This is a genomic window from Turicibacter sp. GALT-G1, from assembly GCF_025594995.1.
GTDB classification, from domain to species: domain Bacteria; phylum Bacillota_I; class Bacilli_A; order MOL361; family Turicibacteraceae; genus Turicibacter; species Turicibacter bilis.
In genome coordinates this window covers 13,215-37,192 of record NZ_JAMQUS010000034.1, presented here as the reverse complement: position 1 = coordinate 37,192, position 23,978 = coordinate 13,215, and the positions used below count along the sequence as shown (strand labels likewise).

Here is a 23,978-nt window from a genome sequence, read left to right as displayed (position 1 = left end):
TTCTGTTTATATATATATAAGTCCCGATAAGTTTTTCACATCATAAAAACTATTAGCGGATTGAGGATACATTTTCTTCGAAAATGCCAGGGAACCCATACCCTATCAGCGGAGGAAAGTTACGAACTTCGTTACGTAGGGTAGGGAAACCAGTACCAAAGTTTTTTGATAACTAAGGTTGATTCTAGAAATGTGAAATACATTTCGGTTTCTATATAGAATATTTTTTGAGTTAATTTAAGGGATAGTTGATTAGAACAATCTTCTAGTAACAAAAAAAGTAAAGGAGTGACTCAAATGAAGGCTGTTGTAGTGATGGATTCGCTAAAAGGAAGTTTAAGTTCAATGGAAGCAGGAGAAGCAGCTAAAGCTGGGATTTTAGCTGCGAATCCAGAGGCAACGGTGATTGTTAAACCATTGGCTGACGGTGGAGAAGGAACAACAGAAGCTTTAGTTTGTGGATTGAATGGCAGGTTAAAAACAATACAAGTTACAGGTCCTATTTATGAACCTGTCATCGCACAATACGGGATAATTGATGAAGTGGCTGTCATTGAAATGGCACAAGCAGCGGGATTACCTCAAGTTCCAACAGAAAAGCGCAATCCATTAGTGACAACAACTTATGGTGTCGGCGAAATGATTAAGGCATGTGTCGAGTCAGGATGTAAGAAGTTCATCATTGGAATTGGGGGATCAGCGACGAATGATGCAGGAATTGGAATGTTAATGGCATTAGGATACAAATTCTTAGATGCTAATGGACAAGAAGTGGTGCAAGGAGGACAAGGATTAAGTCAAATTGTTTCAATTGATGCGTCAGATGTTTTACCGGGATTATCATCCTGTGAATTTAAGATTGCGTGTGATGTCACTAACCCATTGTATGGAGAACAAGGAGCGGCTTATATTTATGCTCCGCAAAAGGGTGCAACACCTGAAATCGTTAAAACGTTGGATGACGGATTACGTCATTTTGCACGTGTAGTTGAAGGGGATCAAAAAGCAGACTTTGCTAACTTACCAGGTGCAGGAGCAGCAGGTGGTCTTGGATTTGCTTTTACTGCCTTCTTAAATGGAACATTACAATCAGGAGTCCAACTGATTTTAGAAGAGACAAAGTTGGAAGAGGTGCTTAAGGGGGCCGATTATGTGTTAACGGGGGAAGGGCGGTTAGATCATCAAACGGCAATGGGGAAAGCACCGATCGGTGTTGCCAAATTAGCAAAAAAATATGGGTGTAAAGTGATTGGATTAGCAGGAGCAACAACAAAAGAAGCAACAGCATGTCATAAAAAAGGCATTGATGCTTATTTCTCTATTGTTAATCATCCGATGTCATTAGAAGAAGCAATGAAACCGGAGATCGCTTTTGAAAATATAAAACAAACGACAGAACAGATTTTTAATTTGATTAAAGCAATCAAGTAAGGTAAAACAAGGAAATCAATGTACTTTTCCTCATCATAACCTTTTATTTACATCATTATTAACTTCAAGGTATAATATTTTTACATTGTCTTAAATGGTTGATAGGATCACAGAAGAATGTTTTCAGAGAGAGATTATATTTAAAGAGAAGGTAAGATGGAATATAGCAGAACAAATGTGGGAAAGGCCTATACAAGACTATCTAAACTATCGAGCATTAACTTATGAAGTTTTTTCATTCGGGAATACGGATATAATGGCAGATGAGTTGGTACAACTTGTGAAGGCGGAGAAGAAGACTGCGACTTCATCTGTTTTTTGTTTTTACGAGATGGAAGGAGCAGCACTTCCACAAGGCGGGAAGTTAAGTATTTTATGTAATAGTAAAAATGAGGCAGAGTGTATTATGCTAACAACTAAAGTTTATACGACTTCATTTAATTTAATTAGTAAAAAACATGCATATAAAGAAGGAGAAGGGAATCAAAGTTGAGGTGATTGGAGGGAGAGTCATCAAGCATTTTTTACTGAAGCCTTAGCAGAATGTAAACAAGTCTTTGATGAAAATATGTTGATTGTGTGTGAAAAATTTAAAGTGATTTGGAAGTAAAAGAAAAAACGTCTTCTATTGTTTTTGAAGACGTTTTTTTAATATGATTAGAACAATTTATGACCACACTCATTACAGAATTTTGCATCTGGTGTTGTTTGGGTCCCGCATTCAGGACAGAATTTATAGCCGGTTGATGGGGGTGGTGATGCTTGGACTTTGGTCCCACACTCAGGGCAGAATTTTACATTTGGGCTTAGTTTGTGTCCACATTGATGACAGGAAAGGGTAGTAGATGGTTGAGCTTGTGATGCTGTTGATGTGTTAGTCATCATAGACGTCATTTGCTTCATCATTTCAACGCCCATAGCCATCCCAGCTCCTGTTTGAGCCATGGATGCCATCGAACTATTTGGATGTTCAGTCATCGACTCAATCATACTCATCTGTTGATAATGTGCGATATCACCGACCATATCGAAGGAAGCTGTTTTCTCAATCATCTTTTGAACGTTCTCTGGATAAGTAAAACTTGAAATTGTGAAATCAGTCACAGTTAGACCTAACTTTAATAATTCCATATCAAGATCACTTTTAATTCCTCGAGCAATATCATAAGCATTTACTTGTAAATTGAATAAGTCTTTTCCTTCTTTTGAAATCCAACGCATTAAAAGTTGATCGAGTTGAGATAAAACGCGCTCTTTTACATCCTCCACAGTAAATTGTTGCTTCACACCTGCTATACGGTCAATTAAAGCAAGATAGTCATTAACTTTAACCGTAAATGTTCCAAAGCTGCGAATAGGTAGTCCACCTTTTAAACTTGGTGTTGGGATATTAATCGCACTTTTAGTTCCCCAGCGAATTAAAAATTCCTTCGTATTCACGAATAAAACTTCTGCTCGAAGTGGACTGTTAAATCCAAACTTAAATCCTTTTAATGTGGTTAAAAAAGGAATGATTTCAGACTCGATTTCATAATTTCCTTCATCTTTAAAGATTCCTTCAATTTTTCCATTATATAAGAAAATAGCATCTTGTCCTGGACGAATAACGAGGCGACTCCCACGCTTAATTTCTTTGTTACGCCAAAGCCAAAAGATGACATCGTCACGAGACTCGTTCCATTCAATGACATTAGCAAATTGATTATTGAATAAACCCATACGTTAACACTCCTTAACTATTAAAATAAACAAAAATGAAGTAGATTGCAATGATTCCTAAAATGATTAAGATAGTGATTTTCACCCAACTATAGGGATAGGTTCCATGAATGCGTCCAGTTTCTCCATTAATAATATATTGATATTGTTTACCTTTGTAATCATAAGTAGCGGTCCAGATGGGAAGAAGGACATGTTTAAAGGTGACATGATCATAATGGGTTTGGACATGAATTCCACTGACAGTATCGTAGTAACGTAGAACTTCTAAACGGGCAGCTTCTTCGAGCTCACGATTTATTTTCTGTTTAGCAAAAGTGAATCCTTCTTGAACACTTAGACTATAACGTTCAGCCATGTAGCCAGAGATATATTCACTTCGATAGGGTTCTACACGATCAGTATTAAAAGGTTCAACTCCACACATAATCGTATCACTATAATGATGAGAAGCATTTACTAAAATATCATCGAAAAATTGATGAAGATGACCACTGACTGAATACCAACGAACTTTCTGAACTTGCTCTTTTTTTCCATTGATTTCACGAGTTTCATAATAATAACGGCCGCCTCTAGCCGTATAGGTACTAGACGTATTTGCATCATATGTCCAATAGGGGACATAGACAGCCTGAAGTTTATCACTTTGATAAAGTAGTTTTAAATCATTTGGAGCTAACCAGCGATATTTGACCCATTTTGATAGTTCCTCCATTGCTTGATGTTTTTCGATTTTGAAGGGAAGAATAGCTTCAGGCTTAATCCCAGCTGATTGTTTCGTTTTTAGAACATGCGAGGATCCGCAATAAGAACAATGCAGCGCCGTAATATGTTTATCAACAACAGTTTCGGCACCACAGCTTTCACAAGTGATGACCTCGACATCTTCATTCCAATTTGATTTTTCTTCGAGAGTACTCACATTAGAAAAGTCATATTCATGAACTTCCCCTTCATGATCAATCGCTACTTCTGTTTCGCAGTACGGACACTTCAAAGCTTGTGATTTTATATCAAACACCATATTTCCCCCACAATTTTCACAGGTGAACACTTGGATATCTTCTTGCTTTTCTTCGCTCATTTTCTCACTCCCTATGGTAAAAAAGTTGTAGCTTAAAAAAACTACAACCGATTATGGCTTTTTAAACTTATTCTTTATTCGTTAAACCCTTTAAAGCTGCTAATTCATGATCAATAGTGGATGAACGATTTCCTTTTAAAGCAGCAAGTTCATCTTCGATAGATGAAGAGGTTTTCGTATCATATTTATTCATTAATGATTCAATATCGTCTTTAGGTACAGCATTTAAGTCGGCGATTGCATTTGCTTCATCTAACATTCGATTTGCTTTTTCTTCCATACGAGTAAAAGCCCCTAAGTTTGATTTTGAACTATTAAGTGAACTTCCAAGTTCATTAATACGTTGCTGCATATTAGCTGTCGCTACTTTTGCTTTAATACTATCACGACGAGCAGTTAGTTCGTTAACTTCACTTACCAGTTTATCGTGCATTTGACGCATTTTTAAAGTATTAGATGAAGCAAGCTGTACTTTTTGTTCAAGTGTGGATTGTTTTTCTGTGAGTGTTGCTTTTTTTGATAAGAAAAGGCGAGCATCGTCATCATTTCCCGCTTCAATGGCACGTTTAGCATAATCTAATAATTTAGCAATTTCTTTATTGCACTCATCCAATTCGCGTTTTGCACGAGCTTCTTCAGCCATAATAGATGCTGTTTCAGCTTTAACTTTTCCTAAGTCATCATTTAAGTTTCGTAAAATTTGATCAACCATTTTAGCAGGGTCTTCACATTTATCTAGAAGGGCATTAATATTCGCAGACATAATATCTGAAAAACGTTTTAAAATAGACACAAAACCACTCCTCGTTCTCATGATCAATAACAGTATATGAGTAAAAGAACGAAAATATTAGGAGAATTCTAATGAATGAATTTCACAAGAAAAAATGTGACTTTAACGGTATCATTTAGGTATAAAAAAATCTCCCCTCAAAGAGGGGAGGCTCTTATTTTATTCTACTTCTTGAACAGGTTGTCCAAGTGCTTCTAAAGCGGCTTGATAACCAGCCATATAACCTTCTTCAAATCCTTGGTCATAAAATTGATTGTTTTCTTCTTCTTGACCCACTTTATATTTTGCAGAAGTACTTAAGACATGGTTAGTGACCGTCACTTGTTGAATCGCAAATCGGTCGTCTTCATTTAAAGTATAATCAGATACCATTAATGTATTAGGGTCGATGTAAGTTGTCTCATGAGCGGTGTCATTGATTTTTACACGACTATATTCAGTAAAGTTTTGACCTTTTACAATGAAATTACCGTCTTCATCGTTATAAACTTCTGAAATCAAAACTTCATTAACCCCCATTTGCATTTTTGTTGGCTCATAAGGATTCACGCCACCATAGATATAGCGTTCACCGTATAGCATGTCATATTGTAATAACTTAAGATTATTTAAGTAATCAGGAGTATCTTTATATTGTTGATGATAGTTAATTAATGTTCCATGATGAATGACAAGTTGATTTAAGATATGAGCACCTAATTGGTAAGCCTCAATATCAGCATCTTGTTTTTCTAAGCCAAAGTTGTTCCAAATAACATATTCTGTTTCGAAGATGTCACCATTTGATAATTCAGCGTCTTCAATTCCTAATGTCGGCAAGTGATCCCCATACATAACAAGGATAATATCTTCATTTATTAATGATAGGGCTTGGATTAACTCGGCGATAAATTGATCCATTTCATAAATCTCATTTGTAAAGTATTCAAATGAGGTTAAGCGCTCGGTATCATCTAATCCGCTGACTGTGATTTTAGAGTGATTTTCAACTGGAGTCGTTGGATAATCACCATGACCTTGAACCGAAATCGTATAGATATAATCTTGACCTTCTGTTGATTTTAAAGCATCAACGATTGATTTTGTTAAGTATTTATCTTTCGCCCAACCAAGTGGGGTTGTTTCTTCAATGTTCATATATTCGATTGAAGTAAAGGTATCAAACCCTAACATTTTAAATACTTTTTGACGAGTATAGAAGGTTCCTTTGTTGTTATGAATGGCATGTGTTGAATAACCTAAATCCTTTAAGTCATAGTTAATACTTTCAGCCGTTGTTTTACGTAAGATTGTTTTATATGGATATTCTCCAGCACCGAAGAATTCTAGGTTCATTCCTGAGATGACTTCAAACTCTGTGTTTGCTGTTCCGGCTCCAACTGAAGGAACTTTTAAATAACCTGAAGAGAACTGTTCTTTTAATTTTCTGAAGTTTGGAACAGGATCTTCTGAGAATTCTAAGTCGATCATGTGTGTTGGATCAAAGAATGACTCTAATTGAAGCATGATAATATTTGGTGCTTGCTTTTGTGGCACCATACTATTGTCATTACTTGCAACTAAATTTGAATTATCTAATTTAGAAGAATCTTCAGAATTCATTAGCGTTTCCGCTAATTTTTCAATAGTTGCTTGTGTATAGTTTACCGGTCGTTTAATCCCTGTGTTTAATAACGTATTAGTAAAGCAATAAGGGAATCCGTAATCTAAATAAGCAAAAGCGATGTTTCCGAAATAATCAGAAATAATATTTGCTTTTAAGGCACCTTGTGTCAAAAGTACAAAACTAATGATTCCAGCAGCGAAAAGTGGAATGTTTTTTTTGTAGTTAACTTTATTTTTTGATCTTGGTGCTTTAAAGAACGCAATAATAACTCCAATAATCGCAAGAGCAATCCCTACCCCAATTAATCCAATTTGAAACTTAGAGAAGTATTTTTCTAAAATATCAAAGGTTGATGAAATTAATTTTAATTCGTTTGCCGTAAATGGAGTGACACGATTGTTTAAAACGATTCCGTTGGTAATTCCTCCTGCTAACCAAATAAGTGAAATAGTAGTGAAAACAAAGAATTTTCGACGGACCAATAAAATCAGTGAAAAGGTTAGTAAGATTAATAAGACATTATAAGTAAATACCACGGGTGAGTGGATTAAATAATTGAATGCAGCCACAATCGAGTGACGGCTAAAGATTTCAATTAGAAAGTTAATGACGAACGCCGAGGCGATACATAGAAAATAATAATTATATAAATACTTTTTTATAATTTCTTTCATATTAGACCCCCATAAATAAATACTCTATGAGTTTGAGTGGACTCAAAGAGGTGTTTTTAAAACAATTATTTCCATATCCAATCTTAAAGTAGTCCATCTGACATTTTAACAACGACCGACCATAAAATCAATTAGAAAATTTTAGGAGAAATGAGTACAAGTAATTATTATACAGATTGAAAATAAAAATTCATCTTCTATTTGTGGCTTTTTTAAATTCATACAAATGTTAAGAGTTAGGCAAAAAAATAAAGAACAATGTAACCGCTTCTTTTGGTGTTTTTATAAGTGGATGTCGTTTTTTGTTAATAAAATGTAAAATTTCTGTTAAGTTTTATATCTTAGCAAGTACAATAAAGATTCATTCTTGACTAAGTGTTCCCGATCGGATTGAAGTTATAATTTTTAAAATAGGTGTATTTATATTAAAGGTAATAACTAAATGATTTTTAAATCAAATTGGAACTTTATAAGTAAGGGGGGAAGAGCTGATAAAGTTAAATGAATCATCCCTTTAACGTTTAATGATAAGATAAAAGTAACAGAGATATAGAAGTAAGATTCTTAGAATCAATAGCCAACAGTATATTATGAAAAACTTAAATAAAGGGAACGTCTAATTTGATAGGTATTTTTTTATTTCGTGACCTCGTTATTGATCATGGAGGGACAGTATATGATAATTTATTCAAAAGGGAGAGGTGAAGTAGGAACTGAATAACTGAGGGAATTTTCTATCCTTATAATATGAGAAAATAAAGTTACTGATAAAAAATGTTAGTAACTAAAAAAAGTAGAGAATCATCTCTACTTTTTAAATTAAAGAGCCTTTGGTTTTAAACATTGAGTAATACGTGAAACCATTGTTTCTTTTTCTGAATCATTGCTTCCATTCCATAAGATTTCAAACATAACTCCTAATCCAGGAAGTGTTTTTTCTTCTCCAGATTCAATCGCATCAATAATCGTTTCACGGATTTCATCATAGTTTGAGTCATCTAAGTTTGCAATAACAGCTTTTCTTAAATCGAAGTTCATGATCATCACCTCATAAAAATTTCTTTCGTTATAGTTTTTCACCATTTTGGAAAACTATACATATTTTTATTATTTGAAATTTTTATAGATGAGCAACATATACTAGTGCAGTAGGTTAAGCTTAAGAGAGACGATTTGAGTGAACTGTTAGAGTAATCTTGAGCATCAGATAGGTCTATATAAATAAATATAGAAAAAACAAGAGAATTTATATCTAATTAAATTTATTTGGAAAGTTTGTAGAGTTATAGTAAAATAATATGGTGAAACCGTGTAAACATGCGGTGTTAAGAAAAGAAAGTAGGTCGAAGATATGGGGAATCGCTTTTTAAAGGGGGCAATGATTTTAAGTATTAGTATGTTTGCCACCAAATTCCTTGGAATTCTTTATGTGATCCCGTTTCAACAATTAGTTGGAACATCAGGGATGGCACTTTATAATTATGCATATACACCATATGCGTTATTTATTAGTTTATCAACTCTTGGAATTCCTGTTGGAATTGCGAAATTTGTCTCGAAATATAATGCAGCAGGAGAGTATGATACTGCTCGGAAAATGTTTAGATATGCGATTTGGTTTATGGTTGGATTAGGTTGTCTAGGATTTTTAACCATGTATAATCTAGCACCATGGTATGCACAAGTTGTTTTAGCTGGACAAAAAGAGTTAGCAAATTCAATTGAAGATGTAACAATGGCTATTCAAACGATTAGTTTTGCCTTGTTAATTATTCCGGTCATGGCTATATTTAGGGGATTCTTCCAAGGAAATCAAAATATGATTCCGACTTCAGTTTCTCAGTTTGTAGAGCAAGTCGTTCGTATTATTTTCATCTTAGCAGGATCTTACTATATTATAAATATTAAAGGTGGAAGTACAAAAGAAGCGGTTGGTTTTTCTGTCTTTTCGGCATTCCTAGCTGGAATTACTGCATTTTTAATTTTATATTATTATTGGATAAAAAATGTGAAGCATTATAATAAGCTTCTTCGAAAATCAGTTCCCCATGAACCGCGAAATTATGGGAATTTATTTACAGAATTAATTTCATATGCGATTCCGTTTGCTATTTTAGGATTGGCCACTAATTTGTTTCAAATCGTCGATCAAACAACGTATAATCACTATATGTTAGTCAGTGGATTAGATGGTGTTATTGTTGAGGATTCATATGGTATGTATGCAGGATCTTTATATAAGATTATTATGATTCCGGTCTCATTTGCTATTTCATTTGGACAGCCATTAATTCCAGAGTTAACACATCATTTAACAGCTGGGAATATGAAGTCTGTTCGTAAGAATTTAGTGTTAGCTATTCAGTTAACATGTTTCATTACGGTTCCAGCTGTTGTCGGAATGGCTTTGTTATCAGAGCCGATTTATATTATGTTCTTTAATTCGTCGACACCAGGTTATAATGCAATGGGTGGAGACATCTTTAGATTGGGATCATTATTAGGACTATTCATGGCATTATATAGTATTGTGACAGCTATTTTACAAGGAATTGGTAAGCAATGGTATGGGATTATCTTCTTAGGTGTTTCATTAGTTATTAAATATCTCGGAAATGTATTCTTAATTCCTATTTTCCAAACCGATGGAGCAACAATGGCAACGATGATCGCCTATACGTTCTGTATCACAATGAGTTTAATAGTGATTAAACGTGAAACAGGATTCAAAGTTTCACAATTACTTCGCCGATTAGTTGCAATCTTCGTCTTTACAGGAATCATGGCTTTATTCGTTATTGCTGTGAAGTTTATTCTTGATTTATTCATGGATTATAATGCACGTCATATGTTATCGTATATCTATGTAGCAATCGCGGGATTCATTGGAGTTCTAGCTTATTTTGGATTAGCTTGGTACTTCGATTTAATTACGGCTTTATTTGGAATGAAATTTTCACCAAAACAATTAAAAGAGCGCATACTTCGTCGTCGCTAGGTCATACTAAGCTCAAAAGATAGCTTAGTTTGAAGGTGATGGGATGAAGCGAGCATTAATCTATTTTACACTTGGACTTGGAGTGGCATATTTCCTCTTTGCAGGTGGTATTCGAACCAAAGTTCAATTAACGGATCAAGCACAACAAAATATTACAGTTTTAGCCTCCGCGGCTATGAGAGTCACTGATCACGTCAAATCATGGTTATCTGATTATGCAGAGGATACACAGCCCGTGATGAGCACATTAGAGCCACTTTCTCAAAAAGAATCATTAATTGATTATGATGCCGCTTTAAAAATCGTGTATGAAATTATTGAAGATCTTGATAAAATATTTACACCCGATCAAAAACAAGCGATTGAAAAAGAAGTCAATGAATTGTATAAACAAAATATTCTAAAGGAATACAGAGATCAAATTGGTCCAAGCTATTATGAATAAAAAACCGCTAATGATGGCGGTTTTTTATTATATCGTTGTTTCAGGGCGGAATCCGAGATAACTTTCAACTTTTCGAAGGCGAATATTAATGTTATCCACTTTGTTTTTAACGTCATAAATATCGATGTTTTGATTATTAATTGCTGAATAATTTGGATATGGATTGACAGAAGTTGCTAGCTGATTGCTAGGATAAGACTGAGGTGTTTGAATAGGAACGACAGGTGTTGATTGCAGTGTATCAGTAACTGATGTTGGTGGTGGGGGTGATAGCACAGCTGAATTTGTTGGCATCGTTGGAATATTTGGATTGGTTGAGCCGACTGCATTTGTAGGTGTTAGTGTAGGATTATTAGTCGGTGTCGATGGTGTCACATTTTGAATTTCTTTTTCGGCTTGTGCTCCCGCTCCAGATGCACTTGTTGGCACAGGATTTGGACGGAAGTATTGATTTGATAAGATATTTGTACCTGTTAAGTCTTCAAGAGATGGCGTTAAATCGGGGAGAGTCTGTTGAACAGGCTGAGAAAATGAGAAGTCATTGAATGAAAATTGCCCAGGAAATGAAGTGCTAGGAGACGGTTCAGCTCCGATATTAGAGTTGATGGTATCATTAATTAATGAAGGCATTTGAGGTTGGTTGAAGTTGTTATTATTGTTTGGAAGTTGGTTCGTATTAAGATTATTCATCATCGGTAGTTGATTGGTATTAAAATTATTATAAGGATTGGTATTCATCGGATTAGTCATTTGAGGCGTTTGCTGGAAGTTATTATTCATTATCGTGTATGGGTTCTGATTGTAACTATTATTCATCATTGGAAGTGGATTAGAATTGACGTTGTTGTTCATCATAGAATAAGGAGTATTAGTTGAATTGTTCATCATAGGAGTTTGGTTATAATTATTCTCCATCATTGGATAGGAGTTGGGGTTCAAACTGTTATTCATCATTGGCATTTGATTGGGATTAAGGTTATTATTCATCATTGGTAATTGATTAGGGATAAAGTTGTTGGCTGCCATGGGAACTTGATTTTGATTGAAACCGTTATTTATCATTGAATTAAATCCTCCTATTGGTGTGCCCATTCCATTTTGACCTTGAAATTGAGGGCCTGTACTATTATTAGGTCCCATCATTGGATTCAGGCCTGGTCCATTTTGAGGCATACCATTATATCCTTGAGGAGGGATTTTTGGATTATTTAAAAATTGATTTAAATAGAACTGCTCCATTTCCTCGACAGGCGATCTTGATTTTTGTTTTTTAAGTTTACCAAACATGGGCGAAGCCCTCCTTTCTATTGGTACTATATACTATGAAAGAATTCTCGATTGTGTTATGATATTTTTGTTTAAAAAAGTTTTAGATAAAATTGGAGGAACTAGCGTTGCGTTTAGATAAATTATTAGCTCATACTGGATATGGGACACGTACGGAAGTTAAAAAATTATTAAAATCAAAAGTGGTAAAAGTAGATGGTGTGATTGCTAAAGATGCGAAGCAAAAAGTTGATTTAAGTAAACAAGTTGTTACGGTGTTTGATGAAGTGGTTGAATATCGTGAATTTGTTTATTTAATGATGAATAAACCACAAAATTGTTTAAGTGCGACACGTGATCGTGATTATCGTACAGTGATTGATTTATTAGATGATTATTATTTAATGTTTGATGTGGCACCTGCTGGTCGTTTAGATCGTGATACAGAAGGCTTAGTGTTATTAACGAATGATGGAAAGTTAGCTCATGAAATCATTTCACCGAAAAAAGACGTATTTAAACGTTATGTTGCACATGTGACAGGTGAGTTAACAGACGTATCAATTAATCAGTTAGAAGCCGGTGTTGAAATTTTAGATGGAAACAATGATGCATTTATGACGAAGCCAGCGAAAGTCAAAGTTTTAGGACCAGTCGATAACCTAACAGCGGTAGAAATCTGTATTACAGAAGGGAAATTCCATCAAGTGAAGCGTATGTTTGCGAGCGTAGGATGTAAAGTGGTTTATCTAAAACGTTTAGCAATTGGAGGCTTAGAGCTAGATGAATCATTAGCGTTAGGTGAGTATCGTGAATTAACGGATAAAGAACTAGATTGTTTAAAAGCTGAGGCGACTCATTAAGAGAAAAAATCTAGCTAAGAGGATGAGGTGAGGTTAGAATGAGAATTGATTTGCATGTTCACACAACCATCTCAGATAGTTCATTAAGTACAAAAGAGATGTTATTACTGGCCAAAGAACGTGGATTAACACATGTGGCGATTACAAATCATGATACCGTTGTTGGATTAAAAGAAGCAATGGAGTTTGGGAAAGCGATTGGCGTTGAAGTGATTCCAGGAATTGAGATTAGTGCATATGATTTTAAGCGTCAGAAAAAAACTCATATTTTAGGTTATCATTTTAATTTAGAAGCCCCACATATTAAAGCCTTAGTTGATCCTATTAACGCTCGTCGAGATGCTAATACAAAGTGGCAAGTGGAACAATTGATTAAGGCTGGATATAACTTAACGATGGATGAGGTCGCTCAAAAAGCGAAAGATTCGACGGCGTGGTACAAGCAACATATTTTTGATGTCTTAACGAGTAAGGGATATCATCGCCAAGAGTTGAAACCACTATTTCAAAAAGGTGGGATTTGTGATCGTGTGATTACATACGTTAATGCCGAAGAGGCAGTAAAAGCCATTAAAGCAGATGGTGGAGTGGCCGTTATGGCACATCCTGGACAATCCAAAACGTATGATTTAATTCCGGATTTAGTGGCTGTCGGATTGGATGGCATCGAAAAATATCACCCAGATCACGATGAGCATGATTATGAGATGATTGATCAATTAACGAAGAAGTATCAATTAATTCAGACAACAGGATCAGATTTTCATCATACGTATGGACCAAACCGTCCGTTTGGTCAGCTAGTGATGGAGACTTTACCGTTTAAATAAACCTAAAAGCCACCTTACCTAAGGTGGTCTTCTTTATGTTTAAAGGCTTGCTAGACCAAGGAACGTTCACAATTTGAAAAAGTTATGATACAATAGCAGTCGTGTAAAAAAATCAAAATTTAGTAAAATTCGTCGATAATTTCGACTTAGACATATGAGAAAGGCAACGGTGATAGTATGCGTTTAAGAAAAGTAAAAGGTGCCGCTGAGACAATTGCAGCTCATCCGGAAATCGTTATTCCAAATGGAGAAGCCTTAAAAGGAAACTGGCAATCAGTCTTTGAAAAAGATCAACCTTTATATATTGAAGTTGGAATGGGAAAAGGGCAATTCGTTATTGGAATGGCACAAAAAAATCCCCATTTAAACTTCATCGGGATTGAAAAATTTGACTCTGTTATGGTTCGTGCATTAGAAAAAGTACTTGAAGCAGGAGAACTTCCAAATTTAAAGCTATTAAAAATTGATGCAGAAGATTTAACTAATATTTTTGAAGAAAATGAAGTGGAAGGTGTTTACTTAAACTTCTCAGATCCATGGCCGAAACCACGTCATGCGAAACGTCGTTTAACACATGAAAACTTTTTAAAGTTATATGAACATATTACCATTCCAGAAGGATATCTTCGATTCAAAACAGATAATCGTTTATTGTTTGAATATTCATTAGTCAGTGTAACAGAGTATGGAATGGGGTTAAGAGATGTAGCGTTAGATTTACATCAACGTGAAGATTTAGATTGGAATGTTATGACAGAGTATGAGCAAAAGTTCAGTGCTAAAGGGCAACCAATTTATCGTTTAGAAGCTCAATTCAAAGCAAAAGCTTAATCAAAAAAGGGGAATGATTTATGAAGGTAATTGTTGGTTCAACGAATCAAGTAAAAGTGACTGCTGTTAAAGAAGTTTTAGAACCAATAGGACAAGAGGTCATGGGAACTAATGTTCCTAGTGGTGTCTCTAATCAACCTTTTAGTGACGCAGAAACAGTCGCTGGAGCGAGTAATCGAGCAGAAGCTTGTTTAAATTTTGGTCAGATTGGGATCGGATTAGAAGCTGGTGTGGAGTATTTAAATGAACAGTTATATCTTGTTAATTGGGGTGTATTAAAAACTCAAGACGGTCAGACCTTTTATGCAGGTGGGACACGTCTACCATTGCCTACTGAGTTAATTGCTCCTCTTGAAGCGGGAGCCGAACTTGGCGATGTGATCGATGGTTATTCAAAACGTCAAAATGTCCGTTCAAACGAAGGTGCAATTGGAATTTTGACAGCAGACTTCTTTAATCGCAAAGACAATTTTAGTCATATTGTTCGCTTATTATGGGGACAATACACATATGCTCAGCAGTGCTGTCGAAAATAAAAATTTGGTTAGAATCGTCTCCTATGATATAATATGATTGTATCATGCTATAAGGGGGCGATTTTTTGTCGAAACAGAAGAGAGATATGACAGTGAATACAACAGAAGAAACGAAAACGACATCAAACCAAATAAAGCAACAATTTATTAACTTAACGAAATCATCAAAACGTAAATTACAAGCATTAAATTTGAAAAATAAATTGAAAATTCATGCGATTAAACATAAATTGACTCAAACGAAAATGGAACCATCAACCTATGAAGCACCAATGATGATGGAAGCTAAACCTTCTCAATTACGATTCCTAAATCGTGCGACAACGATTTTTAGTGGAGTGGTCATCGTTGGATTAAGTGCTGGGTTACTTTATATGGCTAGACCAGTTGTGACAGCAGACACGTTTCATGCTAAGATGGACGATAGCATCGAAGCAGCCTTTGCATATCAAGGAAGTGAAGTCAATATAAAAAATGGAACAGTTGCCTATCATATTCCACGACAATTCCAATATAAATGGTCCATTGGAGTAAATGATATTATCAAGTATAAAAGTAATGAGGTTATTATGCATTATAATAATCAATATAATGTCATTGGACAAGATACCGATACCTATTATTTACTTCGTGATGAAAATAAAGCAGCAGGTGAAGAAGTTTTTTATAAGAACTTTAATATTGATGGACAAAATGGCTTTGTTCAGTTAGTGCAAATGCCTGAGAAATATTTATTAACCGTCTTTGTTGATGGAGCAAAGCTATCAGCCATCATAGACTATGAAGAAGCACCGTATTTAGCTTATAATATGTTAGTTGTTGGACGTACGGTTGAGTCATATGAACCATTAACAACAGAAACGCAAGTGGCTGCAAAAGGAGCTTTACGCTCTACTGACGAGTCTTCAAATTCAGAAGCGGCTGAAGCTGCCGTGACAAGTGTAAAAGATACATCAGCTGGTGTAGCAGCACAATCAGATGAAGAAACGACTGAGTCCACAGATTCAGATGGGGTTGTTGATGGAGAATTGTCAACGATGGAAAATGAACAAGTGATTCAATTTGATTTCAGTAGTGATAAGCGTAGTGAAGTTTCACAAGCTGAAAGTGAAGAATAAATCAAGGGAGGTTTTTTAACGTGAACGAAATTACAAGTGTTGAACAATATCATGAAGTGATTATGAATGAAAATGCGATTATTTTATTTACAGCTAATTGGTGTCCAGATTGTATGGTCATTAAACCATTCATGCCAAGTATCGTAGAAAAGTATAATCAGTATAATTTTTATACGATTAACCGTGATCAGTTGATGGATTTATGTGTTGAGTTAGAGATTTTCGGAATTCCAAGTTTTGTTGCTTTTAAAGGTGGACAAGAAGTTGGGCGCTTCGTTAATAAAGAACGTAAAACACGTCAACAAATTGAAGAATTCATTGAATCATTAGCGTAATGAGAGATAAGGAAAAATCGCCATGAAAATCGTGGCGATTTTTTTTAACCTTCTTGTGAAAGAAGAACCTTTTCATGTATAATTAAGAGTAAACATTTGGGTAATTTAGGGTGTGACAGTATGAAAAAACGTAAAATTTTTGATATTGAGAAAGTAGGCTTTGGGGATGAAGTGACAGTTTCACCAGCACCAAAGCCAATCTCAAAAAATGAATCAAAGGTAATGATTCAATCTACCGTAAAACCTATTGTAAAATCGGTAGTCGATCGTCCTCAGGCTATTTTAAGTCCAGAGGTGAACGTGAAAAAAGAAAGACATATTTCAACTAGTACTCAACCTAATTCGTCTCGAATGAATACTTCTTCATCATCCAAAGCTTCAGGTTATAAACCTGTTGAATTCGTGTCACCGATTAGTGGACGTCGTATTCATCAACCAAAGACGGTACACTTAGCACACGGTCAATATCAACTTTCAACAGCATCTATGGTTGAAGAAAACAAAGATAAGCCTTTGGTTGAAGAGGTACAAATTGAGACTCATCTAAGGGATGAGGGAAGTGAAGTTGTCTCAGTTCTCAATGATGAATTACATGAGCTTTTCGAATCTGAAGACGAAGCTCAAGTTTGTCCCAGTTTTACAACTGCGAACGATGCTATTGAACTGGAAAAAGACGAAACAACAATTGATCGACCATTATCAGATGAAACAGAAGATATCATCGTTGTAAATAATGAGAAAGAGATTGTTGAAGAAGTGCCAATGGAAGATGTGGATGCACCAGTCACTCATGAAATAAAAGATGGTTTATTGAGTGATATCGCTAGTGAAGTTAAAGAGTTAGCTGAAACCATCGTTGAAACCATTAATAAAGCACAAGGTGTGTTAGACGTTTCAGAACGAGACGAAGTAGATGAGGTGACTCCACTAACTGAAGAAGCTATCGATGAGATGAAAGAAGAAATCACATCGTTAGAAGAAATCACAGAAGAAGTTATCATTGAATCTGAGGAGGGAACTATCGCCTCAGAAGTGAATGACGATGAAGCATTAGAAAAAGTAGCAGAAGTAGTTGCTGTTGAATCTGACGACGAAATCATAGGTTCAGAAGCGAATGAAGATGAAGTGTTAGTCGAAGAGAGCGACGGCGAGATTGCTAAATCTGTGGCATCCATAGCTCAATCTTCTCAAGAGTTAGAGTTAGATGATGTTTTATCTTTATTAAATGAGGAAGAAAAAGCACCTTCGATTTTTGAGGCGTTGTTATCTGAAGATGAAGCTCATCAGGAACAAGTAAGTGATTTAGGAATTGATGATGTCTTAACTCTTCTACAAGAAGAGGAAAAACAAACCTCACTGCTTGATCAAATTTTGAATCATTCTCAAGAGCAAGCCTCTCTTGAAGAGACATTAAGTGATGAAATAGAAGATGAGATGTTCACGGAAGAGGATGAATCCGAATTCTTTGATGATGAAAACTTCTGTGATGAAGTGTTAGAACAAGTTCGAATAGAAGAAGAGGAAGTTGAAGCGATTTATTATGAAACACCACCTTTATCATTATTAAAAGAGCCAACTCATTCAGAAACAATGGATGAAGAGTGGATTGTTAATAAAATGGAAATTTTAGAACAGACATTCCTTGATTTTGGAGTGAAAGTTCGATTAACAGGAGAGTATACCCAAGGTCCAACGGTTACTCAAATTGAAATTCAGCCTGAATCTGGAACGAAGCTAAATAAAATAACAGGCCTTTCAGATGATTTAAAATTAAGTCTATCAGTTGAGGAATTACGTATTGAACCTATTCCAGGAAAAAATACCATTGGTGTAGAAATACCGAATCCTAAACGTAAGATGGTCTTTCTAAAGGAAATCTTATCAAAACCTGAGTTTATCTTACATGAAAGTCCGCTTTGTATTGGTCTGGGTCAAGATGTATCTGGACAACCTGTTTATGCGGATATCTCAACGATGCCTCATGGACTCATTGCAGGGCAAACCGGATCAGGGAAAAGTGTCTGCATCAATACACTATTAGTCAGTATGCTATATAAAGCAAGTCCAGAAGATGTTCGCGTGATGCTAGTTGATCCAAAACGTGTCGAATTAGCACCGTATAACGCTATTCCTCATTTAATTACGCCTGTGATTTGTGATGAACGCAAAGCAGCTCAAGGTTTAAAGTGGGCCGTTGATGAGATGGAGCGTCGTTATGAACTATTTGCCACAAATGGAGTACGAGACATTAAATCATTTAATGAAAGACGACACGAATTTGAAATGAGTTATGCGAAGCTTCCATATATTTTAATTGTTATTGATGAGTTGGCAGACCTGATGATGGTATCAGCACAAGAAGTCGAAGACTGTATTATGCGAATTACGCAAAAGGCACGTGCGGCGGGAATTCATTTAATTGTTGCGACGCAACGTCCAACGGTAGATGTGATTACCGGAACGATTAAATCCAATATTCCAAGCCGAATTGCTTTTGCAGTTGCTCAAGCAAATGATTCACGTGTCATTTTAGATGAAACTGGGGCACAAAATCTTCTTGGTCAAGGTGACATGCTTTGGTCTTCAAGTGGCTCAAAAGTGAAACGTGTTCAAGGTGCTTATATTTCAAGTGATGAAATTGATGCGATCGTTGCTTGTGTGAAACAACAAGGGAAACCAAAGTATTTAATTTCAGATGAAGTGTTCCAAAAGGGAAGCTCAAGTATCCAATCGGATACGGATCCTTTATTGTATGATGCCATGAATTTTATTTTTGATCGTGGTCATGCAACAGTATCTTCCCTTCAAACACGATTACGCATTGGTTTCAATCGTGCAGCTCGTATTATTGATACATTAGAAATGAACGGCTGGATTGGTGAACCACAAGGTGCACAAAAACAACGCGAAATTAAGATTTCTCGTGAAGAATTTGAAGCCATGAAAGATCAAACACGATTTTAATAGTTAAATGCCTTTAAAAGAAACCGCCTTTTGTGTCTGATAATGACTCAAAGGCGGTTTCCAAATAGGCGATAAATGATATAATAGTAAAGAAATAATCTTTAGTACGAGATAGGAGACGGTTTAGAATGAGTGAAAAATATCATCTCATTGGAATAAAAGGTTCAGGAATGAGTGCATTGGCACATATTTTATATGATATGGGGCATGAAGTTCAAGGTTCAGATATTGAGGAAACTTTATTTACCCAAATCGGATTAGAAGCTAAAGGAATGACTTTATATCCATTTGGAAAATCTAATATTGAACCTGATATGACAGTAATTATTGGAAATGCCTTTAAAGATGATCACGTTGAGGTGATTCAGGCAAAACAAACAGGTGCAAAATGTGTTCGCTATCATGAATTTTTAGGAAGTTTAGCAGGTGGATTTACTTCAATCGCTATCTCAGGAACACATGGAAAAACAACAACAACAGGATTATTATCTCATGTTTTACGTTTAAATCATCCGACGTCATATTTAATCGGTGATGGAACAGGTAAAGGTGTCGAAAATAGTGAATATTTCGTATTCGAAGCCTGTGAATATCAACGTCATTTCTTAGCGTATCATCCTGATTATGCGATTATCACAAATATTGAACATGATCATCCAGATTACTTCAAAGATATTGATGATGTCTTAGATGCTTTCAATACGTTTGTGAGTCAGTGTAAAAAAATGGTGATTGCTTGTGGAGATGATCCAGAAGTTAAAAAGTTAAAAGCTTCAACTAAAATCATGACCTATGGTTTTGAGACTTCAAATCAAGTGATTGCTACAAATGTGTTAAAAAATTCAGAAGGAACAACGTTTGATGTTTTAATTAATGGAGAGTTCTATCATACATTTGTAACACCATTCTTTGGAGATCATATGATTTTAAATAGCTTAGCTGTTATTACTGTTTGCTATCTAGAAGGATTAAATCCATCAATCGTTGAAAAAGATTTACGATTATTTGAAGGGGTAAAACGACGTTTTGCTCAAAAAGCTCATCACGACCAAGTCATCATTGATGATTATGCGCACCATCCAACTGAAATTTCAGTGACATTGAAAGCGGTTCGTCAAAAATACCCAGATCGTGAATTAGTAGCCGTTTTCCAACCGCATACGTTCACTCGTACAGCAGCTTTTATCAATGAGTTTGCTGAAAGTTTAAACTTAGCAGATCATATTTATTTAACAGAAATTTTTGGTTCAGCTCGTGAATCAAATGGAACCGTTGATATTCAAACGTTAATTGATAAATGTCATAGTGGACATTTAATTACGAAGGAAACGGTGAATCAGTTACATCAATATCCAACAGCTGTCGTTGTTTTTATGGGAGCTGGGGATATTAAAAAATATGAAGATGCTTATACACGCTTACCTTGGAACACAGAAGCTTAGGATGAAGGTTGAAAGGATAGGGAAAGATGCTTATATTAACAAATGGTATAACATTAACATTTACATTATCGGATTTATTAATTCTAACAGCAATTGCATGTTTAATCGTTTTAACGATTTATTTAGTCTTCACCTTAAAATCATTGATTCGTTTATTAAATGAGTCAGCGACATTAGTGAATGAGAGTTCAAAAATTGTTGAAGATGTTCAAGAAAAAACAAAAGCAGTAGAAGACTATGTCACACAAGCCGTATCAAATGGTCAAGGGATTTTTAAAGCCATTTCTTTAGTCAATCGTGTACGACAATAAATGAGGTATAATTTATTTTGACGTCTCATAGAATACGTTGAAATGGGTAACATATATTTTGTAGGAAGAAAGGTGGTTTTTTTATGAAAAAAAGAAATGTATTTGTTTTAGGTGCTTTTCTTGGAGCTGCAGCAGTTGCATTATTAACACCAAAATCAGGTAAAGAAATGCAAAAAGAATTATTGCAAAAAGTAGATGACGTTCAAACAAAAATTAAAGATTTAGAAGTTGAAGATGTAAAAGAGGCCTTTGTTGCTAAATTAGATGAAATCAAAGAGGTAGTTAATAACTTCGACTGGGAATCATCTAAAGCTGATCTTGAAGTAAAGGTCAACGATGTGAAAGCAAAATTAAATGAGATGGTTCAACGTTTAGATGAAGCGAAAGAAACATTAAAAGATCAAGCAGAATTAGTTCAAGATGATTTAGAGGAAAACTTTACAATTGTTATTGATGCCGTAAAAGATAATGCAAAAGATCTTGTAGATGGTGTTAAAACCGTTGTTTCAAGCGTTTCTGATGATGCTAAAGTTGTTTCGTCAAGTGTAGCAGAAGAAGTTAAAAATGTAGCAACTGATGTTGTTGATATTGCAACAAAAACAGAAGAAAATCAAGGTGAATAATTAAAAAAGGTTGTATTCTAAATGACAAGAGGTCATGAAGATACAACCTTTTTATATAATTAATTGTTATTTGGATATTTTGTAGTTGCAGACCATTTGGAGTTATAAAAGGATTTTTTAGAATTTCTCTGGAATTGTAGGTTTTAGAACAATAGTTAGCGGAATAGTGTGTATTTAAAGCCTCAAAACAATTAAATAATCCTAAAATTCGAGCTGGCTTAATGAAGATTTCACTATTGCATGATTAACGATAGGACTACAGTTTATCTTTCATCTTATCGGTTGGGTATTAAGTTTTTGTATGATGGTACGTATTATATTATAGTAGGTCTACGACTGATAATAGGTATACTCATCTTAGGGATTGTTGCTAAGGTTTTCTCGATAGCAGCGGGAGTTTTATTTTTACATTGATCGCTAGGTTATATTGCGCTAATTAAAAAGGATTATTTCGTCAGTTTAATAAAAAAAGAGCTGTATCTTTTTAGATACAACTCTTTTTTCGAAGTCCAAACGATTGAGTTAGTAACAATAACAAATCGTGTAAGTGGTTAATAGATATTGAGGGATCAGACTAACTTTACACGGCTTAATAAGTGGCGCTAATTCATACGCGAATGTTACCACTTCTTTCATTGATGGATGATAATGAATGAAGTCCTCAATGTCTGGATCATAGATTCCCCACGCTTCATGGGAATAGCTATACTGAATGTATAATTCTTTCATTATATCCCTCACTTTCAAGGAGAACATTTCTTGTAAGAGGTAGATTAATTATATAACAGGCAGAAAGTTTATTTTGTCGTTTTTACCAAAAGTTTTTAAAAGTTTATGAAGTCTCATAGAGCTCTGATAAGATATGAATTGCTTCCTTATATTTGTGCCGCGCTTGGCAAATCTGAAATAAACTTTTTGAAAAAAGTTCTAATCCTAGACGGTCGTGTTGTTTTTTTGCAAAAGGAATTGCTTCTTTAATTAGAAAAATTCGTAATACATCAGAATTAGGATGATGGACTAAGTAGTAATAAAATTGACACTTTAGATAATTTTGACGATTAAAATCCACTTCTTTTTGCTGAAGTTGAGTTAAGAATCGCTTTAATTTAGGTGTCTGTGAAGAATGATAATAAAGTTTGATGAGTGATAAAATCGTTTCAGATGGGACATGATGCTCAAGTAGGGCTTGCAAGTACATTTTTTCAGCTGAAATATAGTCCTCGATAGCAACATAATAATCGCCATAGCAGTTAAATAAAGTCGCACGCTGATGATAGGGGTCTGAGTGATTAAGTTTAGTACATAAACGTTCAAGAAGAGAATTAGCTTTTGGTAAAAGTCCTGTTTTGGTATACTCATAGCAGAGTAATAGCTCGCAGTCGATTGTATATTTTAGGGAGTAATATTTATTAAATTTAGATAATGCTTCAACGGCAAGATGACCTGCTTTGAAGGAGTCATTAGATAAAGAATAATACTCAGCTAATGATAGAAGTAATAGTGGATCTGAGAGAGTGATCGTATTAGCTATTTCGTAAGAGAGATGATAGTAATTTTTAGCTAAGAGTCCTTCATTGAATGCCATATAGTAACGGCCTAAAAAAAGATAATAAAACTGAAGTTCTTCGAGTGACATATATGTCATCATTTTCTGTAATATTAATGTTTGCTTTTGGGCTTGTACATAGTCTTTATTTAGTACTGAAGATGCAAACTTAATTAAGCGTGCTTGATAATGAAAGGAAGTGTTTAAATTCAGCTGGTGTAGTGCTATCAAATCATGTTGATAAAGCTTAACTCGAATGGGTGCTAACCAATCAGTTAGCTGTAAACTAGGAACCTCAATGATGTTTAGTTTTTCATAAAGTTTAGATAGAAGTAAGGGGGTCGCTTTATGATTACCAGTTTCAATTTTTGAAAGGGTAGACGTATTACAAATATGTTCAGCGAGTTCACTTAAGGTTAAGTTAAGGTGAAGTCGTTTATCCCTAATAATGGCCCCGGGATGAAGCGGGGGAGAAAAAGAGAGTCGTGAATAGGTCAGGTTTTTCGCATACTCGTATTGTTTCATAGTCCACCTCTTTAACTTTTCGCTCTGTTAGACCA

General features: G+C 35.0%; 22 protein-coding genes. 14 read left to right on the top strand and 8 right to left on the bottom strand.

Translation table 11 applies throughout. The annotated features are described in order from the left end of the window. The first annotated feature begins 297 nt into the window (after positions 1 to 297). Together NEH74_RS06705 and NEH74_RS06700 are read left to right on the top strand one after the other, a co-directional pair. Positions 298 to 1,431, top strand: coding sequence for a glycerate kinase (locus tag NEH74_RS06705; RefSeq protein WP_262941216.1), 1,134 nt, complete (start codon positions 298 to 300; stop codon positions 1,429 to 1,431). A gap of 256 nt (positions 1,432 to 1,687) precedes the next feature. Next, positions 1,688 to 1,924 (top strand): ASCH domain-containing protein, encoded by a 237-nt coding sequence (locus NEH74_RS06700; RefSeq protein ID WP_262941215.1) that lies wholly within the window; start codon positions 1,688 to 1,690, stop codon positions 1,922 to 1,924. Between the two features lie 164 nt (positions 1,925 to 2,088). Here NEH74_RS06700 and NEH74_RS06695 read toward each other — a convergent pair whose 3' ends face one another. From NEH74_RS06695 to sspI, 5 genes are all read right to left on the bottom strand, one after another. After that, positions 2,089 to 3,150 (bottom strand): SPFH domain-containing protein, encoded by a 1,062-nt coding sequence (locus NEH74_RS06695; RefSeq protein ID WP_055277534.1) that lies wholly within the window; start codon positions 3,148 to 3,150, stop codon positions 2,089 to 2,091. Positions 3,151 to 3,163: 13 nt separating this feature from the next. Then, entirely contained in the window at positions 3,164 to 4,237 is a 1,074-nt protein-coding gene (locus NEH74_RS06690) for a hypothetical protein (protein WP_262941214.1), read from the bottom strand. 67 nt (positions 4,238 to 4,304) lie between these two features. Beyond that, positions 4,305 to 5,030, bottom strand: coding sequence for a PspA/IM30 family protein (locus NEH74_RS06685; protein WP_262941213.1), 726 nt, complete (start codon positions 5,028 to 5,030; stop codon positions 4,305 to 4,307). Between the two features lie 159 nt (positions 5,031 to 5,189). Beyond that, positions 5,190 to 7,310, bottom strand: a complete 2,121-nt coding sequence (locus NEH74_RS06680) for an LTA synthase family protein (RefSeq protein ID WP_082427809.1) — start codon at positions 7,308 to 7,310, stop codon at positions 5,190 to 5,192. Between the two features lie 819 nt (positions 7,311 to 8,129). Then, positions 8,130 to 8,348 carry a small acid-soluble spore protein SspI gene (gene sspI, locus NEH74_RS06675; RefSeq protein WP_055243589.1) on the bottom strand — a complete coding sequence of 73 codons (219 nt, stop codon included), beginning with the start codon at positions 8,346 to 8,348 and terminating at the stop codon, positions 8,130 to 8,132. A gap of 313 nt (positions 8,349 to 8,661) precedes the next feature. Here sspI and NEH74_RS06670 point away from each other — a divergent pair, with 313 nt between their 5' ends. Together NEH74_RS06670 and NEH74_RS06665 are read left to right on the top strand one after the other, a co-directional pair. After that, the gene (locus NEH74_RS06670; RefSeq protein ID WP_055276193.1) at positions 8,662 to 10,308 is read left to right on the top strand and encodes a polysaccharide biosynthesis protein; all 1,647 of its coding nucleotides are present in this window, start codon (positions 8,662 to 8,664) and stop codon (positions 10,306 to 10,308) included. A 43-nt stretch (positions 10,309 to 10,351) separates the two neighbouring features. Continuing rightward, positions 10,352 to 10,753, top strand: coding sequence for a hypothetical protein (locus tag NEH74_RS06665; RefSeq protein WP_055243585.1), 402 nt, complete (start codon positions 10,352 to 10,354; stop codon positions 10,751 to 10,753). A gap of 27 nt (positions 10,754 to 10,780) precedes the next feature. On the opposite strand, the gene NEH74_RS06660 is transcribed toward NEH74_RS06665, so the two are convergent. Continuing rightward, positions 10,781 to 12,040 carry a hypothetical protein gene (locus NEH74_RS06660; protein ID WP_055243584.1) on the bottom strand — a complete coding sequence of 420 codons (1,260 nt, stop codon included), beginning with the start codon at positions 12,038 to 12,040 and terminating at the stop codon, positions 10,781 to 10,783. 107 nt (positions 12,041 to 12,147) lie between these two features. Between NEH74_RS06660 and NEH74_RS06655 the strand changes: the two genes are divergently transcribed. From NEH74_RS06655 to NEH74_RS06610, 10 genes are all read left to right on the top strand, one after another. Then, on the top strand, positions 12,148 to 12,882 hold the full coding sequence (locus NEH74_RS06655; protein ID WP_055305338.1) for a pseudouridine synthase: 735 nt from the start codon (positions 12,148 to 12,150) through the stop codon (positions 12,880 to 12,882). A gap of 38 nt (positions 12,883 to 12,920) precedes the next feature. Further along, positions 12,921 to 13,712 carry a PHP domain-containing protein gene (locus NEH74_RS06650; RefSeq protein ID WP_055305339.1) on the top strand — a complete coding sequence of 264 codons (792 nt, stop codon included), beginning with the start codon at positions 12,921 to 12,923 and terminating at the stop codon, positions 13,710 to 13,712. A gap of 177 nt (positions 13,713 to 13,889) precedes the next feature. Beyond that, positions 13,890 to 14,543, top strand: coding sequence for a tRNA (guanosine(46)-N7)-methyltransferase TrmB (gene trmB, locus NEH74_RS06645; protein WP_055243581.1), 654 nt, complete (start codon positions 13,890 to 13,892; stop codon positions 14,541 to 14,543). Positions 14,544 to 14,563: 20 nt separating this feature from the next. After that, positions 14,564 to 15,079, top strand: coding sequence for a DUF84 family protein (locus NEH74_RS06640; protein WP_055305340.1), 516 nt, complete (start codon positions 14,564 to 14,566; stop codon positions 15,077 to 15,079). A 65-nt stretch (positions 15,080 to 15,144) separates the two neighbouring features. Then, complete coding sequence (locus tag NEH74_RS06635; protein WP_055305341.1) at positions 15,145 to 16,197, top strand: hypothetical protein; 1,053 nt, start codon at positions 15,145 to 15,147, stop codon at positions 16,195 to 16,197. A gap of 20 nt (positions 16,198 to 16,217) precedes the next feature. Continuing rightward, positions 16,218 to 16,532: a thioredoxin family protein gene (locus NEH74_RS06630; protein WP_055243578.1), complete on the top strand. Its 315-nt coding sequence runs from the start codon at positions 16,218 to 16,220 to the stop codon at positions 16,530 to 16,532. A 120-nt stretch (positions 16,533 to 16,652) separates the two neighbouring features. Then, positions 16,653 to 19,496 carry a DNA translocase FtsK gene (locus NEH74_RS06625; RefSeq protein WP_055305342.1) on the top strand — a complete coding sequence of 948 codons (2,844 nt, stop codon included), beginning with the start codon at positions 16,653 to 16,655 and terminating at the stop codon, positions 19,494 to 19,496. Between the two features lie 128 nt (positions 19,497 to 19,624). Further along, positions 19,625 to 20,938, top strand: coding sequence for a UDP-N-acetylmuramate--L-alanine ligase (gene murC / locus NEH74_RS06620; RefSeq protein ID WP_055305343.1), 1,314 nt, complete (start codon positions 19,625 to 19,627; stop codon positions 20,936 to 20,938). 26 nt (positions 20,939 to 20,964) lie between these two features. Further along, on the top strand, positions 20,965 to 21,249 hold the full coding sequence (locus NEH74_RS06615) for a hypothetical protein (RefSeq protein ID WP_237252751.1): 285 nt from the start codon (positions 20,965 to 20,967) through the stop codon (positions 21,247 to 21,249). A gap of 83 nt (positions 21,250 to 21,332) precedes the next feature. Then, positions 21,333 to 21,872 (top strand): YtxH domain-containing protein, encoded by a 540-nt coding sequence (locus tag NEH74_RS06610; protein ID WP_055305344.1) that lies wholly within the window; start codon positions 21,333 to 21,335, stop codon positions 21,870 to 21,872. A 522-nt stretch (positions 21,873 to 22,394) separates the two neighbouring features. On the opposite strand, the gene NEH74_RS06605 is transcribed toward NEH74_RS06610, so the two are convergent. Together NEH74_RS06605 and NEH74_RS06600 are read right to left on the bottom strand one after the other, a co-directional pair. After that, positions 22,395 to 22,601, bottom strand: a complete 207-nt coding sequence (locus NEH74_RS06605) for a hypothetical protein (RefSeq protein ID WP_055243574.1) — start codon at positions 22,599 to 22,601, stop codon at positions 22,395 to 22,397. Between the two features lie 103 nt (positions 22,602 to 22,704). After that, positions 22,705 to 23,943 (bottom strand): multiprotein-bridging factor 1 family protein, encoded by a 1,239-nt coding sequence (locus NEH74_RS06600; RefSeq protein WP_055305345.1) that lies wholly within the window; start codon positions 23,941 to 23,943, stop codon positions 22,705 to 22,707. Between the last annotated feature and the right edge of the window lie 35 nt (positions 23,944 to 23,978).

Excerpts from the sequence above, each read along its gene's own strand:
- NEH74_RS06690 (WP_262941214.1), bottom strand. The coding sequence starts at position 4,237 with ATGAGCGAAGAAAAGCAAGAAGATATCCAAGTGTTCACCTGTGAAAAT.
- NEH74_RS06640 (WP_055305340.1), top strand. The coding sequence starts at position 14,564 with ATGAAGGTAATTGTTGGTTCAACGAATCAAGTAAAAGTGACTGCTGTT.
- NEH74_RS06605 (WP_055243574.1), bottom strand. The coding sequence starts at position 22,601 with ATGAAAGAATTATACATTCAGTATAGCTATTCCCATGAAGCGTGGGGA.
- NEH74_RS06660 (WP_055243584.1), bottom strand. The coding sequence starts at position 12,040 with ATGTTTGGTAAACTTAAAAAACAAAAATCAAGATCGCCTGTCGAGGAA.
- NEH74_RS06695 (WP_055277534.1), bottom strand. The coding sequence starts at position 3,150 with ATGGGTTTATTCAATAATCAATTTGCTAATGTCATTGAATGGAACGAG.
- NEH74_RS06625 (WP_055305342.1), top strand. The coding sequence starts at position 16,653 with ATGAAAAAACGTAAAATTTTTGATATTGAGAAAGTAGGCTTTGGGGAT.
- NEH74_RS06610 (WP_055305344.1), top strand. The coding sequence starts at position 21,333 with ATGAAAAAAAGAAATGTATTTGTTTTAGGTGCTTTTCTTGGAGCTGCA.
- NEH74_RS06680 (WP_082427809.1), bottom strand. The coding sequence starts at position 7,310 with ATGAAAGAAATTATAAAAAAGTATTTATATAATTATTATTTTCTATGT.
- NEH74_RS06650 (WP_055305339.1), top strand. The coding sequence starts at position 12,921 with ATGAGAATTGATTTGCATGTTCACACAACCATCTCAGATAGTTCATTA.
- murC (WP_055305343.1), top strand. The coding sequence starts at position 19,625 with ATGAGTGAAAAATATCATCTCATTGGAATAAAAGGTTCAGGAATGAGT.
- trmB (WP_055243581.1), top strand. The coding sequence starts at position 13,890 with ATGCGTTTAAGAAAAGTAAAAGGTGCCGCTGAGACAATTGCAGCTCAT.
- NEH74_RS06670 (WP_055276193.1), top strand. The coding sequence starts at position 8,662 with ATGGGGAATCGCTTTTTAAAGGGGGCAATGATTTTAAGTATTAGTATG.
- NEH74_RS06615 (WP_237252751.1), top strand. The coding sequence starts at position 20,965 with ATGCTTATATTAACAAATGGTATAACATTAACATTTACATTATCGGAT.
- sspI (WP_055243589.1), bottom strand. The coding sequence starts at position 8,348 with ATGAACTTCGATTTAAGAAAAGCTGTTATTGCAAACTTAGATGACTCA.
- NEH74_RS06705 (WP_262941216.1), top strand. The coding sequence starts at position 298 with ATGAAGGCTGTTGTAGTGATGGATTCGCTAAAAGGAAGTTTAAGTTCA.
- NEH74_RS06600 (WP_055305345.1), bottom strand. The coding sequence starts at position 23,943 with ATGAAACAATACGAGTATGCGAAAAACCTGACCTATTCACGACTCTCT.
- NEH74_RS06665 (WP_055243585.1), top strand. The coding sequence starts at position 10,352 with ATGAAGCGAGCATTAATCTATTTTACACTTGGACTTGGAGTGGCATAT.
- NEH74_RS06700 (WP_262941215.1), top strand. The coding sequence starts at position 1,688 with ATGGCAGATGAGTTGGTACAACTTGTGAAGGCGGAGAAGAAGACTGCG.